At 54.9% G+C, this 16,846-nt stretch carries 10 protein-coding genes; 7 read left to right on the top strand and 3 right to left on the bottom strand.

Annotation, left to right across the window (positions count from 1 at the left end):
• Positions 1–52 precede the first annotated feature (52 nt).
• Entirely contained in the window at positions 53–598 is a 546-nt protein-coding gene (locus VH86_RS06950) for a YfaZ family outer membrane protein (RefSeq protein WP_034826879.1), read from the top strand.
• Positions 599–681: 83 nt separating this feature from the next.
• Here the strand turns inward: VH86_RS06950 and VH86_RS06945 are convergent, their stop codons facing one another.
• From VH86_RS06945 to acs, 3 genes are all read right to left on the bottom strand, one after another.
• Positions 682–2,334 carry a cation acetate symporter gene (locus VH86_RS06945; RefSeq protein ID WP_034826878.1) on the bottom strand — a complete coding sequence of 551 codons (1,653 nt, stop codon included), beginning with the start codon at positions 2,332–2,334 and terminating at the stop codon, positions 682–684.
• Positions 2,331–2,660, bottom strand: coding sequence for a DUF485 domain-containing protein (locus VH86_RS06940; protein ID WP_045815804.1), 330 nt, complete (start codon positions 2,658–2,660; stop codon positions 2,331–2,333). The genes VH86_RS06945 and VH86_RS06940 overlap by 4 nt, the downstream gene beginning before the upstream one ends.
• A 290-nt stretch (positions 2,661–2,950) precedes the next feature.
• Positions 2,951–4,906 (bottom strand): acetate--CoA ligase, encoded by a 1,956-nt coding sequence (gene acs / locus VH86_RS06935; RefSeq protein ID WP_045832368.1) that lies wholly within the window; start codon positions 4,904–4,906, stop codon positions 2,951–2,953.
• Between the two features lie 581 nt (positions 4,907–5,487).
• On the opposite strand from acs, the gene gltP reads away from it, so the two are divergent.
• The 6 genes from gltP (at position 5,488) to VH86_RS06910 (ending at position 16,846) form a co-directional block, all read left to right on the top strand.
• Positions 5,488–6,789 carry a glutamate/aspartate:proton symporter GltP gene (gltP, locus tag VH86_RS06930; RefSeq protein WP_045832367.1) on the top strand — a complete coding sequence of 434 codons (1,302 nt, stop codon included), beginning with the start codon at positions 5,488–5,490 and terminating at the stop codon, positions 6,787–6,789.
• A gap of 218 nt (positions 6,790–7,007) precedes the next feature.
• A complete protein-coding gene (locus tag VH86_RS25005; protein ID WP_072050587.1) occupies positions 7,008–7,184 on the top strand; it encodes a type II toxin-antitoxin system HicA family toxin in 177 nt (58 codons plus the stop codon).
• A gap of 106 nt (positions 7,185–7,290) precedes the next feature.
• On the top strand, positions 7,291–7,695 hold the full coding sequence (locus VH86_RS06925) for a type II toxin-antitoxin system HicB family antitoxin (RefSeq protein WP_045815807.1): 405 nt from the start codon (positions 7,291–7,293) through the stop codon (positions 7,693–7,695).
• A gap of 148 nt (positions 7,696–7,843) precedes the next feature.
• Positions 7,844–8,755 carry an N-acetylmuramic acid 6-phosphate etherase gene (murQ, locus tag VH86_RS06920; protein ID WP_038643599.1) on the top strand — a complete coding sequence of 304 codons (912 nt, stop codon included), beginning with the start codon at positions 7,844–7,846 and terminating at the stop codon, positions 8,753–8,755.
• The gene (murP, locus tag VH86_RS06915) at positions 8,755–10,194 is read left to right on the top strand and encodes a PTS N-acetylmuramic acid transporter subunit IIBC (protein WP_045832366.1); all 1,440 of its coding nucleotides are present in this window, start codon (positions 8,755–8,757) and stop codon (positions 10,192–10,194) included. Before murQ ends, murP begins: the two co-directional genes overlap by 1 nt.
• A 568-nt stretch (positions 10,195–10,762) precedes the next feature.
• On the top strand, positions 10,763–16,846 hold the full coding sequence (locus VH86_RS06910; RefSeq protein ID WP_045832365.1) for an autotransporter outer membrane beta-barrel domain-containing protein: 6,084 nt from the start codon (positions 10,763–10,765) through the stop codon (positions 16,844–16,846).

Raw genomic sequence — 16,846 nt, 5'->3', positions numbered from 1 at the left:
CAGGCTGTTACCCTTTGCGCCGACTTATTTGTCCTTCATGGAGTGGAATCATATGTTTAAGCAACTTGTTACTGGAAGCGTATTGGGTCTGGCACTGCTGAGCAGCGGCGCGCAGGCGATTGAGGGCAGTGTTGACGTGGGTGAGCATAGCACCAACCTGAACCTTGGCCTCGGCACCACCTCTCCTGGCCTGTTCCTGAAAGGCAACTGGCTGCGCAGCGATCACGATGGCAGCACCTACGGTCTGGGCGCGGGCTACAACATCGATTTTGGCGACTTCCGCATTGCCCCTACCGCCAAAGCGCTGTTTACCCACCCAGAAGATGGTCGTGATGGCTTCACTGTGGCCGTTGGTGCTGGTGCGCAATATAACTTCAACAGCATGTGGGGCCTGTACGGCGAATACTACTATGCGCCAGAAGCGTTCTCCGATCGTCTGGACAGCTATAAAGAAGCGTCTGGTGGCCTGAGCTTCACGCCGATCTCACTGCTCAACCTGCGTGTGGGTTATCAGTACATCGAGCTGAACAACAAAGGCGACCGCAAAGACAACGTGCTGGTCGATGGCCCGTATGTGGGTGCGTCACTGCGTTTCTGATGATGACATCCGATGCACCTGATGGCGCAGCGGATTCATTATTACGTATAAGGAATGCCGCCCATTTGGGCGGCATTTTTTGTTTAGTGCGCTTTACCCTGCGAAATCCCTACGCCAGTTTGTGAACGAATAAACTGACCGCGGAATTTAGCCCGCTCTTCAGCACCCTGTCTGGAGTGATCGGTAATCGAGAACAGCCAGGTACCGATAAACGCCGCCGCCATTGAGAACAGCGCCGGATACTCATACGGATAGACCGGCGTGGCATGCCCCAACACCTGCACCCAGATGGTCGGCCCGAGGATCATCAACACTACCGCCGTAATCAATCCCAGCCAGCCGCCAATCATCGCGCCGCGCGTGGTCAGCTTCGACCAGTACATTGAGAGCAAAATAATCGGGAAGTTACAGCTGGCCGCAATCGAGAACGCCAGACCGACCATAAAGGCGATGTTCTGTTTCTCAAACGCGATACCCAGCACAATCGCCACCACACCCAGAATCAGTACGGTAATTTTCGAGACGCGCAGCTCATCACGTTCGGTCGCCTGACCTTTACGGATCACGCTGGCATACAGGTCATGTGATACCGCAGAAGCCCCGGCCAGCGTCAGCCCGGCAACCACCGCCAGAATGGTGGCGAAGGCGACCGCCGAGATAAAACCAAGGAACAGGCTGCCGCCGACCGCATTCGCCAGATGCACCGCCGCCATATTGGTGCCACCAATCAGAGCGCCAGAAGCATCTTTGAAGGCTGGATTTGCGCCGACCAGCAGAATCGCGCCAAAACCAATGATAAAGGTGAGGAAGTAGAAATAACCCATAAAGCCGGTGGCCCAGAACACGCTCTTACGCGCTTCACGTGCATCCGCCACGGTAAAGAAGCGCATCAGAATATGCGGTAAGCCCGCGGTGCCGAACATCAATCCAAGGCCAAGAGACAATGCCGATATCGGATCTTTCACCAGACCGCCTGGTTGCATGATCGCAGCACCTTTCGGATGGACCGCCATCGCTTCGGTAAACAGCGTGTTGAAGCTGAAGCCGGTGGCTTTCATGACCATAATCGCCATAAAGCTGGCCCCAAACAGCAGTAGCACGGCTTTGATGATCTGTACCCATGTGGTGGCCAGCATGCCGCCAAACAGCACATACATCACCATCAAAATCCCCACCAGTACCACGGCGATATGATAATCGAGGCCAAACAGTAGCTGGATGAGTTTGCCCGCACCCACCATTTGCGCAATCAAATACAGCGCCACGACGACAAGCGAGCCACAGGCCGACAGGGTACGAATCGGTTTTTGCTGCAGGCGATATGACGCCACATCGGCAAAGGTATAGCGCCCGAGGTTACGTAAGCGCTCCGCAATGAGGAACAGAATCATCGGCCAGCCCACCAGGAAACCGAGCGAGTAGATCAACCCATCGTAGCCCGAGGTGTAAACCAGCGCTGAGATACCGAGGAACGAGGCCGCAGACATAAAGTCACCCGCCATCGCCAGACCGTTCTGGAAGCCGGTAATATTGCCGCCCGCCGTGTAGTAGTCGCTGCGTGAACGGGTGCGTTTGGAAGCCCAATAGGTGATGCCGAGCGTCGCCGCCACAAACACCACAAACATAATGATGGCTTCGTAGTTGGTGGCCTGTTTTTGCACCGCGCCGGTAATGGCGTCGGCGGCAAAAACGCTGGCGGGCACTACCGCTAACAAGGCTGAGAACAGGCGCTTCATGATTTCACCTCGCTCAGGATCTGTTTGGTCAGGCGATCAAACTCGCCGTTAGCGCGCCAGACATAGACGCCAGTGAGCAGAAACGACACCACAATGAGGCCAACGCCGATGGGTATGCCGCGTGTGACATTGGTGCCTTCATGCAGCGGCGTACCGAGCCAGCCAGGGGCAAAGGCAATCAGCAAAATAAAGCCGACGTACAACACCAGCATGATGATACTGAGCAACAGCGCAAAGGCCTGGCGCTTGTGCACCAGTTCCTGAAAACGCGGGTTACTCTCGATTTGTTGCCAGACTGCTTCCTGTTGATTTAGGGCTTCGTTCATCACAGTTTCTCCAGAGGAAAGGCAGGCAGATATCTCACGATTAAATGATTTAAACTGCTGAATATTCTAGTTATATATACCCTTCATCTTTCGAGCAGCAGGTGCGTTGACTGCGTATGTTCATCCCAGTCACTTACTTCAGTAAGCTCCTGGAATTCTCATTTTTGCCGCCTTCCTGCAGCTCAAATTATTTTGGGTATAGGTTTTGCGATGGTGAAAAGCGTAAGGTGGGGGTGACGGAGAATAGCCTGCCGTGAACAGGCTGACACTCTCCGTCGCGTCGATGCCGATTACGGCATGGTGATGGACTGCTTCTCCTCCAGCAATTTCTCTACCACGCCCGGATCGGCCAGGGTAGAGGTATCGCCGAGATTACTGGTATCGCCCGCCGCGATTTTGCGCAGAATACGACGCATAATCTTGCCGGAGCGGGTTTTTGGCAGCGAGTCGGTCCAGTGCAGCACATCCGGCGTGGCAATCGGGCCGATCTCTTTACGTACCCAGTTGCGCACTTCGGTATACAACTCTGGCGATGGCTCTTCGCCGTGGTTCAGCGTGATATAAGCATAGATTGCCTGGCCTTTAATGCTGTGAGGAATCCCCACAACGGCCGCTTCCGCAATCTTCGGATGCGACACCAGCGCCGATTCAATCTCTGCGGTGCCGAGGCGATGGCCCGAGACGTTCAATACGTCATCGACGCGGCCGGTAATCCAGTAGTAGCCATCTTCATCACGGCGTGCGCCGTCACCGCTGAAATAGCGGTTTTTGAAGGTGGAGAAGTAGGTTTGCTCGAAGCGGTCATGATCGCCGAACAGCGTACGCGCCTGGCCTGGCCACGAATCGTTGATCACCAGGTTGCCTTCGGTCGCCCCTTCCAGCGCATTGCCTTCGTTATCCACCAATGCGGGCTGCACGCCAAAGAACGGCTTGGTCGCCGATCCGGCTTTTAGCTCAATCGCGCCTGGCAGCGGCGTAATCATGAAACCCCCGGTTTCGGTCTGCCACCAGGTATCCACAATCGGGCAGCGGCTGTCGCCAATCTTTTTGTAATACCACTCCCAGGCTTCCGGGTTGATTGGCTCGCCGACCGATCCCATGATGCGCAGGCTGCTGCGACTGGTACCTTCAATGGCCTTGTCGCCTTCGGCCATCAGGGCGCGGATGGCGGTTGGCGCGGTATACAACAGCGTCACCTTATGCTTATCGACCACTTCTGCCATTCGGCTCGGCTTCGGCCAGTTCGGCACGCCTTCGAACATCAGGGTGGTGGCGCCGCAGGCCAGTGGGCCGTAAATCAGATAGCTGTGTCCGGTGATCCAGCCCACATCGGCGGTGCACCAGTAGACATCATCCGGATGGTAATCAAAGACATATTTGAAGGTGCTGGCGGCATACACCAGATAACCGCCGGTGGTGTGCAGCACGCCTTTCGGTTTGCCGGTGGAGCCGGAGGTATAAAGGATAAACAGTGGATGCTCGGCTTCAACCGCGACCGGTTCGTGCTGATCGCTGGCCTTCGCCACCAACTCGTGCCACCAAAGATCGCGGCCTTCGCGCCAGCCGGTGTCTTTACCGGTGCGCTTGAACACCACCACGTTTTTCACGCTGGTGACGCTCGGGTTATTCAGTGCGTCATCGACGTTTTTCTTCAGCGGAATGCTGCGTCCGGCGCGCACCCCTTCATCTGCGGTGATCACCAGTTTAGCGTTGGAATCCACGACGCGACCGGCCACCGCTTCCGGTGAGAAACCGCCGAAAATGACGGAGTGCACTGCGCCAATACGCGCACAGGCCAGCATCGCCACGGCTGCTTCCGGCACCATCGGCATATAGATGGCGACGACATCGCCTTTCTTCACGCCGAGGCTCAGCAGCACGTTGGCAAAGCGGCACACGTCGCTATGCAGTTCACGGAACGTAATGGTTTTACTTTCGCTGGCGTCATCGCCTTCCCAGATAATCGCCGGGTGATCGCCCCGCGTCTGCAAATGACGGTCAAGGCAGTTGGCGGCGAGATTCAGCGCACCGTCTTCATACCAGCGAATCGAAATATTGCCGGGGGCAAAGGAGGTGTTTTTCACCTTGCTGTAAGGCTTGATCCAGTCGAGGATTTTACCTTGCTCACCCCAAAAGGCGTCGGGATCGTCAACCGATTGTTGATACAGCGCCGCATACTGGTCGGCATTAATCAGGGCATTCGCTGCGACGGCAGCGGGTACAGGATGCTTATGTATTTGGCTCATGGCTGACCTCCTTGAAGATGTTAATCATATGTCAATCAAAGGTTAATTGAAGAGCGTGACTGGGCTTTGTTTCTGTTTTGTAGTCTGGATCACGACCTTTTGTATGCCTGAAAAGCGCCCGAATTCATACTGTTCATCACCGAAACCAATGAGACCCAATCTGTGGTTTTTCGCGGAATCAGACGTTGTCGCTGGTTAAATAATCAGCAAACGCGCCAGGCGGTTTTTTGCCCGATATTGAATAGCTATGCGGAAAATTATCGAATTAACACTTTTCATAACAGCGAGTTATGATTAAACGTAAATGTCAGCATTTTATGCTACTAACCTGCGCAGGATTTAAGCTAACCCCCCAGGGCTTGCAATTACCGTAGTGAAAATGGTACTTATCTCGGCCCTGTTCAGCAGGTATCTACTCAGGCTACATCATCGCGCAGGCGCAAAATGCTTACGCAGTCGTGTTTGATGCAGTCCACTATAACCCTCTATTTTATCGGGCTTTTGCTCACTTCCCTGTGTGTCATGTCTCCTGCACCTTCGCAGCGGAGCAAAGGGGTTTTTACTGAGGAAAATAACGCGTTATGAAAGGTTTTAAGCTCACCCTTGCCTGGCAAATTTTGATTGCCCTGATTCTCGGCGTTATCATCGGGACCGTGCTGCATAATCAGCCAGACGATCGTGAATGGTTAATCACTAACATTCTTACCCCTGCAGGCGACATCTTTATTCATCTGATCAAGATGATTGTGGTGCCGATTGTGATTTCATCTTTGATCGTCGGCATTGCTGGCGTCGGCGATGCGAAAAAGCTGGGACGTATTGGTGTCAAAACCATCGTCTATTTTGAAGTGATCACCACCATTGCCATTGTGGTCGGCATCACGCTGGCCAACGTATTCCAGCCCGGTAGTGGCATTGATATGTCGACGCTGGTAACGGTGGACATCTCTAAATACGAAGCCACTACGGAAGCGGTGCAGGGTGCCCCTCACGGTCTGGTGACCACCATTCTGTCGCTGATCCCGCAGAACATTTTCGCTTCGCTGGTGAAGGGCGATATGCTGCCAATCATCTTCTTCTCGGTGCTGTTTGGTATGGGCTTGTCAGCGCTGCCTTCAGAACATCGTGATCCGCTGGTGACCGTGTTCCGTTCCGTGTCTGAAACCATGTTTAAAGTGACGCACATGATCATGCGTTATGCGCCAGTCGGCGTGTTCGCGCTGATTGCGGTCACTATCGCTAACTTTGGTTTTGCCTCGCTTTATCCACTGGCCAAGCTGGTGCTGCTGGTGTACGTGGCGATTCTGTTCTTTGCCTTCGTGGTGCTGGGAACAGTCGCGCGCATGTGTAAACTGCGTATTACCACGCTGATGCGCATCCTGAAAGATGAGCTGATTCTGGCCTATTCCACCTCCAGTTCAGAAACCGTGCTGCCACGCATTATGCAGAAGATGGAAGCTTACGGTGCACCGAAAGCCATCACCAGCTTCGTGGTGCCGACCGGTTACTCATTCAATCTCGATGGTTCAACGCTGTATCAGAGCATCGCGGCAATCTTTATCGCACAGCTCTATGGAATCGATCTGTCGCTGACCGATGAAATCATTCTGGTGTTGACGCTGATGGTGACCTCGAAAGGGATTGCTGGCGTGCCGGGCGTGTCCTTCGTGGTGCTACTGGCAACGCTGGGCAGCGTGGGTATTCCACTGGAAGGTCTGGCGTTTATCGCCGGTGTGGACCGCATCATGGATATGGCGCGTACCGCATTGAACGTGATCGGTAATGCGCTGGCAGTGCTGGTCATTGCTCGCTGGGAAAACCAGTTTGACACCCAACAAGCCGAAGCCTACGAGCTGGAACTACGCACGCAGAAAGCCAGTTAAGGCATAACGGTCGCATTAATGGCGACTTCGGAACCTCAGACATCGTTCTGTTTCTTAAACCCGCCATCCGGCGGGTTTTTTTATATCATTTCAAGACGCGTCCTGGATGTTTCACTGCCATAACTGCGCTTTATTTTATACCCACCATAACCACTATTGATTTTGTCTTTGTGGTTATGGTGGGTATATAATTAGCGCTAAGATGACAGGAGGCTTAATTGAGCAGCAGGGAGCTGATCAGGATGTTGTTGGACCGCGGCTGGGTATTAGACCGCGTGAAAGGCAGCCATCATGTGTTTGTGAGAGCAGATAAGGCTTATCACATTTCACTTCCTCATCCTGAAAAAGACCTGGCAACTGGAACATTACGTAAATTAATGAAGTTAATGGACTGAACGTATACGGGGGCTCAGCCCCCGATTTGGAAAAATTAGCAATGCCAGTTGCAGCAGGCATTGCAATGAATTCCTACCTAAATATTACTTTTAGAGAGGACTGAACATGAGATTCCCCGTTTATCTGCATAGGACAGAGGACAATAGTTGGTCAGGTTTTGTGCCGGATGTAGAGGGATGTTTTTTTGCAGGTAAAAGTGTGGACGATGCGCTGCGCGACGCACTTAACGCGATTGATTCACACGTAGAATCTTTAGCGGATGCAGGTAAAACCATCCCTAAGGCGGCAGCCATTGAGACACATATTCACGATGAAGAGTGTCAGGGAGGATACTGGGCATTCGTAGAGATCGATCTGAGTCGCTATGAAGGTAAAGCGATAAAGCTCAATATCACTCTGCCACAAAATCTACTCAGCAAAATTGACAGCTATGTCGAGTCACATCGCGAATATGGATCGCGCAGCGGTTTTCTGGCGGAGTTAGCGCGCAGAGAATTAGCGAACGCGTAGAGATCACATCTAACAACTACCCGCCATCCGGCGGGTTTTTTTCGTCTGCTTCAGTAAAAAGTACAAAAACTTGACCGCCAGGCAGGAATTAACAATTCAAAATGGGTTATAGTTTTTTGAATAAATTATTCTTTCACAGGAGTGCGTGATGCAGATTGACCTCAGCCAGATGATCACCGAAGGCCGTAACCCGGCGAGCCAAAACATTGACGAGCTATCCACCGAAGCGATGCTGCGCGTCATTAATGATGAAGACAAAAAAGTGGCGCTGGCGGTGGAGGCGATTGTGCCGCAGATCGCACAGGTGGTGGATGCGATTACCGCAGCCTTCAGCAAAGGCGGACGCCTCATTTATTGCGGAGCGGGCACTTCGGGCCGTCTCGGTATTCTCGATGCCAGTGAGTGTCCGCCAACTTTCGGCACGCCGCGCTCGCAGGTCGTCGGTTTAATTGCTGGCGGCCACACCGCGATTTTGCAGGCGGTGGAGAACGCGGAAGATAACGTTGAACAGGGTGCACAGGATTTAAAGGACATCGATTTCAACGCTAATGATGTACTGGTGGGGATTGCTGCCAGTGGCCGTACGCCCTATGTATTGGGCGCGTTAGCCTATGCGAAACAGCAGGGTGCTTTCAGCGCGGCATTAACTTGCAATCCCAACAGCCCCATGTCGCAAGCCGCCGATGTGGCGCTCACCCCGGTAGTGGGGCCAGAAGTCGTCACCGGTTCCTCGCGCATGAAAGCGGGTACAGCACAAAAGCTGGTGCTCAATATGCTGACCACTGGCGCCATGATCCGCAGTGGCAAGGTGTATGGCAACCTGATGGTCGATGTTGAAGCCACCAACCAAAAGCTGGTGCAGCGCCAAATCAATATCGTGAAACAGGCCACTGACTGCGACGAAGCCACCGCGCAGCAGGCGCTGAACGCGTGTCATGGGCACTGCAAAACCGCCATTGTGATGGTGCTGGCAGGATTGGATGCCAACGAAGCCAAAGCGCTGCTGAAGCAAAACAGCGGCTTTATCCGTAACGCATTGCGTGACGCAGGAGCGCAATAATGGCCGCCATCACCGAAGGACTGCTGCGCGATATCCTGCAAGCGGTAGGAGGCGCGCATAACATCGTGCAGTGCGGTAACTGCATGACGCGCCTGCGCCTCACGCTCGCGGATGCCGCTCTGGTGGATCACGCAAGGTTGAAAACGCTGCCCGGCGTATTGGGGGTGATCGACAGCGATGCGCAACTGCAAATCGTTCTTGGTCCCGGCAAAGCGCAAACTGCCGCAGAGAAAATGCAGGGATTACTGAATAACGATGAAGCGGAAAAGCCGCAGGATCTCAGCACCCTTGCCGCCGCTCAAAAGCAGCAGATGAAAGCGAAGCAAACCAGCGCACTGCACCGTTTTCTTTCCTGTTTTGCCACCATCTTCACCCCCCTGATCCCCGGTTTTATCGGTGCCGGTTTGCTGCTGGGATTTGCCACGCTGATTGAGCAGATTTTCCACCTCAACCAGCCCGGCGAACATGCGCAGTGGCTGCTGGATACCGTGGCCTACATGAAAGTGTTCGGCAAGGGGCTGTTTACCTTTCTCAGTATCCTGATTGGCTATAACGCGCAAAAATCCTTTGGTGGCACTGGCGTAAATGGTGCCATTATCGCCTCGCTGTTTGTGCTGGGTTATATGCCAAAAGCCACGGTGGGTTATTACAGCGGAATGTCAGATTTCTTTGGCATGGCGATTGACCCGCGCGGTAATATTATCGGCGTATTATTGGCGGCGATATTCGGTGCGTGGATTGAGAAACAACTGCGTAAAATTATCCCCGATAATCTCGACATGATTTTGACATCGTTACTCACGTTATTAATTACCGGTGCCATTACCTTTATGGTGATTATGCCGATTGGCGGTGAGTTATTTAAAGGCATGTCGTGGTTGTTTATTCATCTCAATAACAATCCCTTTGGCTGCGCTATTTTGGCCGGTCTGTTTTTGATTGCGGTGATGTTCGGGATTCATCAGGGCTTTATCCCGGTCTATTTCGCGTTGATGGAAACTCAGGGATTCAACTCGCTATTCCCGATTCTGGCGATGGCGGGCGCAGGCCAGGTGGGCGCGTCATTGGCGCTGTGGTGCAAGGCCGATAAGCATTCTCTGCTGCGTACGCAAATCAAAGGCGCAATCGTGCCGGGCCTGTTGGGCGTGGGCGAACCTCTGATTTATGGCGTTACGCTGCCGCGCCTGAAGCCATTTATTACTGCCTGTTGTGGCGGTGCGTTGGGTGGATTCTTCATTGGCTTGGTGGCCTGGCTCGGTCTGCCGGTGGGGATGAATACGGTGTTTGGGCCTTCCGGATTGGTTACGTTGCCGCTGATGACCTCTTCACAGGGGATCTTTGCCGGTATGGCGGTCTATCTCGCGGGGTTAATTGTCGCGTGGGTCGGTGGATTTGCCTTTACCTGGTGGGGCGGGACCAAAGGCGTCGATTTAAGCTGACATCGTCGCTGTTCACCGTAGTGGCGCAACGTATTGTGTCGCTGCGGTGGACCGGAAAGTGAGTCTGATATCGCCCGCTGCAGCGAGGAAAAGCCGGTGTCCCCCTCGATATCGCGCGCTCGAAAATGTGATTTTTGTCACATTTTTGCATTTCACCGTATCGCTTAGCCTGGTGCTAATGTTGCCAATAATGCCGTGCCATTCGTAAGTAAACTGCTAAGGAAAAATAAAGAAATTATTAATAAGATAGCAGGCTAATGATTGTAAACTTCTGGACTCAATTATCGCCCAAAGTATTTCCCGTCTCACAAATATTTCGCCATGATGACAACGGGTTATCCCGAATTACCTTTTGCGTCCGATGGCAGAAAAGTCTATACCTAAAGCCAATTAATCTATAAAAACAGAATTAACTCTTTATTCGCTGCACCAGACTTTCTTCACACAGTGGTTCTCTGAAATGAATTGCACATCGGGGTTGGTGTTATTCCTGCCGCTTTATCCCCTCGCGATGAATTTAACGCTGTTGCAATAACAGCGTGGACGCTGCACGCCCACTGGAGGAAGTATGAAGTTCACATTAAATCCGATTGCGTTCGGAATATTAGCCGCGCAAGCGCTGTTTTATCCGGCAATAAGCGCGCAAGCCATTACGTTGGGAAGCTATTCACCGCAGGTGAATGACAACCTTTTTGGCGAGCAGAATATTAACGTCAACGGCAGCAATGAAACGCTGACCGGCAATCCAGATTTTGCCCCGGGAACGGATGGTTCCGTGAGTTCGAGCCTGGGGCAGGTGAATATTACATCGGGTGCGCAGTTTCTGAATCAGACGCGTCTTGATCCCGGTCCACAGAACTTCGCCATCACCGTACCCGATCCGACCACGGGCGGTAACACCACCTTCCAGGTCTACAACTCCGCCAGCCTGGTGGCACAAACGCCAGTGACTTCCGATACCGCCGTGCCGGACGTGGTCAACGTTAACGGCGATCAATACATCAACACGCGCATCGCGGATGTTTCCAACGGTGGCCTGCTTGATGTGAATATTGGGCAAGCGAATGCCGCCAGCAGCGCCAGCACCAACAGCTGGAGCATGGCAGCGAAGCAAACCACGCTGTTTCAGGTGGGCAGCAACAGCACGCTGAACTGGAATTCCAACAATCGCATCAGCTTCTTCGGCACTGCCGCGACACCGGATGGTGCAGGCGCCACGCAATCCTTTCAGGTGCAGAACCTTGCGACCTACAACGGCAGCGTGAATGTGCAAACGCTGGATGGCGTCACGCACACCTTCACCGTCACCAGCGCCAGCGAATTGCAGACTTACAATAACTGGCTGATTGGTCAGTTGCAGACGGGCAATCTGGATAAAGCCAACTACCTGACCGAGTTCAACAAAGCGGTTACCGTCACCAATGGCAATATTGTGTACGACGTCAGCGCCACGCCGCCGGATGAAGTCACGCAGCCGATTGGCAACCGCATTGTGGTCAATGCCGATGGCCCAGACGCTCGCGTCACTCTCGCGGCGGGCAACACACTGGAAGTCGTGGGTTCGACAGGCGGGGCGATTAAAGCCTCCAACGGCGCGCAGGCGGTGATTGATGGCAAGCTCGCCAGCCGCGGCACCCTCGCCAATAACGGCACGGCACTGGTGCTCTCTGACCAGAGCAGTGGCAGCACCAGCACCACTGGCGTCATTAATGGCGGGTTCCTCAATCGTCAGGATGGCACCGGCATCGGCTCCACCGGTTATGGTGCCAACGGTGTGCTGGTGCAGAGCGGCAGCGCGTTTAACAACAACGGCATCGTGAATCTCGCGACCATCGGCAGTAACTCGCAATATGGCGTGGCGGGGATTCGGCTGGAAGATGAGGCAACATCCAGCAACAGCGGCAATATCAACGTTGGCGTAAATGGTTCCAGTGCACGCGGCACCGCCTCTGGTGTGCTGCTGACAGCACCGACCTCCCTCTTCACCAACAATGCCGATGGGCAAATTTATATTGGCCTTGGCCCGCAAAATAGTCTCACCGACAGAGTAGCGGATACCGCGATGAATCAAAGTGGACTCACCAGCGGGATTGCGCTGGTGGCCAACGGCAGAGCGATCAACAACGGCAATATCGTGATTGGCTCAAAGGTGCAGAACGCGGCAGGTATGTCTGCAACGGGTGCCAGCGGAGTCACCATGGTCAATAACGGCACTATTGATGTGAATGGTGCTGCCGCGAGCGTGCCGCGTGAGAACATGGGGATGTTGGTGACCAACAGCAGCGGCACCATCGATAACAGTGGCACCATCAACCTTAACGGCGTCAACGGTACGGGTGTGAAGGTGGTTGCCACCAATGGCAATACCGCGTCTGCCAGCTCAACGGGGGCCATCAACGTGGCCGGGGGGGCCGATCCGGCCAGCGGCACGCGTAACTTTGGTGTGTGGGTGGAGGGTCAGGGCTCCGGGCAGGCGAGCGCGGACGTCAACGGCCCGGTGAACCTGAGCGGCACGGGCGCGATTGGCGTGCACGCGCGCGGCAATGCCACAGTGGAAGTTGATGCCAACGCGATACCGACGTTCAGCAACGGCAGCAATCAAATCGCTTTCTTCGCCTATGGCCCGAATGCGCGCATCAACGTGGCGGGCAATAATCCCTTCAATGTCACGACTTCCAATTCGACACTGTTCCGCGTTGAGCAGGGCGCAGATTTTGATGGCACCGATCTGTCGCTCACGGCATCAGGTGCAGGTTCTGTGGCGGTAAACGGCAGCGGCACAGGCGGTACCGAAGTGAACACCCGCAATGCCACGCTGAACGTCAGTGGTGCGGGGGCGACCGGCGTCAACATCGAAGGCGGCGCAACAGGCACCATCGACAATGACACCACTATCAACCTCACCGGCAATAACGCCATTGGCGCAATCGTTGATGGACAAAAACATACGCTGGCGGGCAGCAACAGTGGGGCGCCGGTGGCCAGCACCACCTTAAGTTCTGCAGCGGCACTCAATTCGTCGCAAAGCGGGTTGATCGGCTATCTGGCACGCAATCGGGCCCAGCTCAATAACACCGGCGACATTGCTTTCAGCGGCGCGAATGCCACCGGCATACGCGTGGAGAGCGGTGCGACTGGCACCAACAGCGGTAACATCAATATTAATGACGGCGGAACCGGCATTGCGCTCAACAGCAGCGGCAGCACGGCCAATACCACGGCTAACAACAGCGGCAATATCAATGTCAACGGCGGCAGTGCCACCAACCGTAGCAGAGGCGTGAGCGCCAGCGGTAGCCGGGCGATTGCTAACCTCAACAGTGGCAGCTTGAATCTTAACGGTACTGGTGCGATAGGCGCGGAAGCGCTCAACGGCGCATTGGTGAATATCGCGACTGGCTCGGCGCCTAACTTCAACAGTAGCGATCAGATTGCTTATCACGCGGCGGGCAGTGGTTCACGTATCAACTCTGCCGCCAACGCGCTGGACGTGAATACGCTGAATTCCAGCGGATACCGTATTGATGATGGCGCAGGGCTGAGCTTCAGCAACCCAGCGACGCTCACCGCCAGCGCTGCCAACAGCACCGGCGTGATCGTCTCTGGCCGTGGCAGCACGCTGAACACGGCGAATGTCAATCTTACCGCCAGCGGCCAGGGCAGCACCGCGATCCGTACCGAAGGCGGCGGCGCGACCACACTCGATAGCGGCAGCAGCATTAACCTGAGCGGCAATCGTGCCGTCGGTGTGCTGGTCAATAATCTGCGCACCGATCTGAGCAACGCGCTGGATGGCACGTCAGCAGCCACTATCGTTACCAGCAATGCCAATCTCAGTGGCGCAGGCAGTAATGCCATCGGCTTTGATGTCACCAACGGTGCCACGGTGGTCAATAACGGCACGTTAGACCTCACCGGCAGCAACAATATCGGTATCCGCTCGCGCGCGGGCAGCACACTGACCAATAACGGCACGGTTAATGTGGCGAACGGCACCGGGTTGGATGTGTCTGGCAGTGGCAGCACGCTGGCCAAAGGCGGTGTGATCAATGTCGATAATGGTGTGGCAGGCGTGCGCATCAGTGACGGCGCACAGCTGGCATTAACCGGCAGCGATACCGTGATCACCACGCGTGGCAGTGCGCACGGCATCCTGGTCGATAACGGTGCCAGCGCGCTCAGTGCCAGCGATGCCACAGTGAATGTCTTGGGGAGCGGCAACGGCATCGAAAACCGCGCCGAACTCAGCAATGTTAGCTTGAGCAACCTCACGCTTAATGTGGCGAATGGCAACGGTATCCGCACCGCAGTGCCGTTTGATCCTGACTCAACGGTGACCACCAATGTGTCAGGCAGCGGCACCGGCTTGAACATCGCCAATGCGGATGGATCGACTACCCGTGGCGATTTAACGCTGGGCTCGGGCTATCAATTTAATGTCACCGGCGCGGGTGGCACCGGTATTCGCGCCAACACCACCGGCAATGTCACCACCGCCGCAGATGTCACCATCGATAATCCGGCGGGCGGATCGGCACTGATCTCCAGCACGGCGGGCACTATCATCAACACCGGGACGTTCACCTCCAACAGTCTGACCGCGCCGGTGGTGGATTTGCGCGGCGGTAAAACCCTCTTCGAAAACTTCGGCAACATCATCACCGTCAATCCACAAACCGTGGCGGTGGCAGGCAGCAATGCCAATGATGAAATCCTGCTGACCGAAGGGGAGGTGCGCGGCGATATCAACCCCGGCGGCGGGTCCGATGTGTTCCGCTGGACGGGCGGATCGCTTAACGGCAGCCTGACCATGGGCAATGACAATAACAATAATGCGGAGGTCAATAAGGTGGATCTCGGCACCACCTATCACCTCACCAGCGGCAGCGGAACCGGAAATACGCTGACGTTTAATCAGATCGATTCTCGTGGCGGCAGCCTGGGCGCTGACGATCTCAATAAAGGGGTAAACCTGGGCAGCGGTTGGAGCACCATTAACTTTGCCGATACCCAATGGACGCTCACGGACAACCTCAAACTGGCGCACAGCACCATTAATATCGATGAAAATTCAACGCTGTATGCGGGCAACAATGTGCATCCGACGTTAGCGGGAGGCACGGCGGATTCACTCACGGTGAACAACGCCGGTATTCTCGACCTGACTAACGGCGCGGGATCGCCTGGCAACACCTTGAATATCAATGGTTCGCTGGCTTCCAGCGGCGGTCAGCTTAATCTGATCACTGACCTTAACGCAGGTGGCGCGCTGAGCAACCAGTTCACCGACCATCTCAATGTCACGGGTAATGCCACCGGCACCACGCTGGTCAACGTCAAACTGACCGACAGCAGCACCGGCGGATTATCGGACTTGAATCGCAATGGCGGCATTGAGGGTAACGAGGGGATTTCACTGGCACAGGTCGCGGGTAACGCTGGCCCTGATAGCTTTGCCCTGAAAGACGGCTATCTCGCTGCGGGGCCGTGGCAATACCGTCTCTACACTTTCGCACCGGGCAGTACCGATCCCAGCCAGCGTTTGGTTAGCGGCAGTGGCAATAATTATTGGGATTACCGGCTGGCGAATTATTACGTGTGTGAAGATGGCGACAGTTGCCCATCGACCTTTATCACCGATGCATTTGGTTCTGAGCACTCCTACGATACGCGTCCCGCAGTGGTGCCGCAGGTACCCTCCTACATCTCCGCACCGGTTGGGCTGGCGTATTACACCTCCGCGATTGTCGACGATTTGCATAAGCGTCTCGGCGAATTGCGTCATGAGCAGACACGGCCGGAAGGTGAGGGCGGCGAGATGTTCCTGCGCTACATCGGCTCCAACCTGAAGTACAAAAGTGACCAGAGCTTCCGTGATTACGGTTACGACTTCGATCTGGATTACAGCGCGGTGCAGGTGGGTGGCAACGTTCTGCGCCTCGACGGTGACAAAGACAGCCTGCGCGGCGGCTTAGCCTACACGCGCTGTAATACGCGAATTCGACCGGATGCCGCCGACGGCTACAGCAGCACCACCTTCGACAGCGACAGCCTGGCCTTTTACGGCACCTGGCAGCGTCAAAACGGGTTCTATCTGGATGGCGTGCTGTCGTTCGACTGGCATCGTGGTGAAACCGATATCGCACGACAAAAACAAGAGGCTAAGCTAAAAGGTCATGGCTGGACGGCCTCACTGGAGAGTGGTTATCCATTTGATCTCGGCGATGGCTACAAACTGGAGCCGCAGGCGCAGTTGATGTACATGAAGCTGAACATGAACGACTTTACCGATGAAGACGGTAACAAGGTGCGCTACGGCGACTACAACCAGACCATCGGACGTTTAGGCGCAAGGCTGGATCGCACCTGGACGGATGACAGCAACCGCCAGTACACCCCTTACCTGCGCGCCAATTACTACAAAGGGTGGGGCGGCACGGTGGACACCAACGTCTCTTCGGTGGAGAACCCTGCATTGAGCGCCACTTTCACCAGCGGCCACTTTGGTCAGATGTGGGAAGTGGGCGCAGGCGGGACCGCCACGTTGCAGAAAGATGTTTCACTGTATGCGGAGGCGGATTATCGCAAAGAGATCAGCGGCAACGGTGCCAAAGGTTGGCGCTATAACGTGGGCGTAAGGTGGCAGTTTTAA

The sequence above is a fragment of the Pantoea sp. BL1 genome (assembly GCF_000963985.1).
Lineage (GTDB): Bacteria > Pseudomonadota > Gammaproteobacteria > Enterobacterales > Enterobacteriaceae > Pantoea > Pantoea rwandensis_B.
This window is presented reverse-complemented; position numbering and strand designations above follow the sequence as displayed.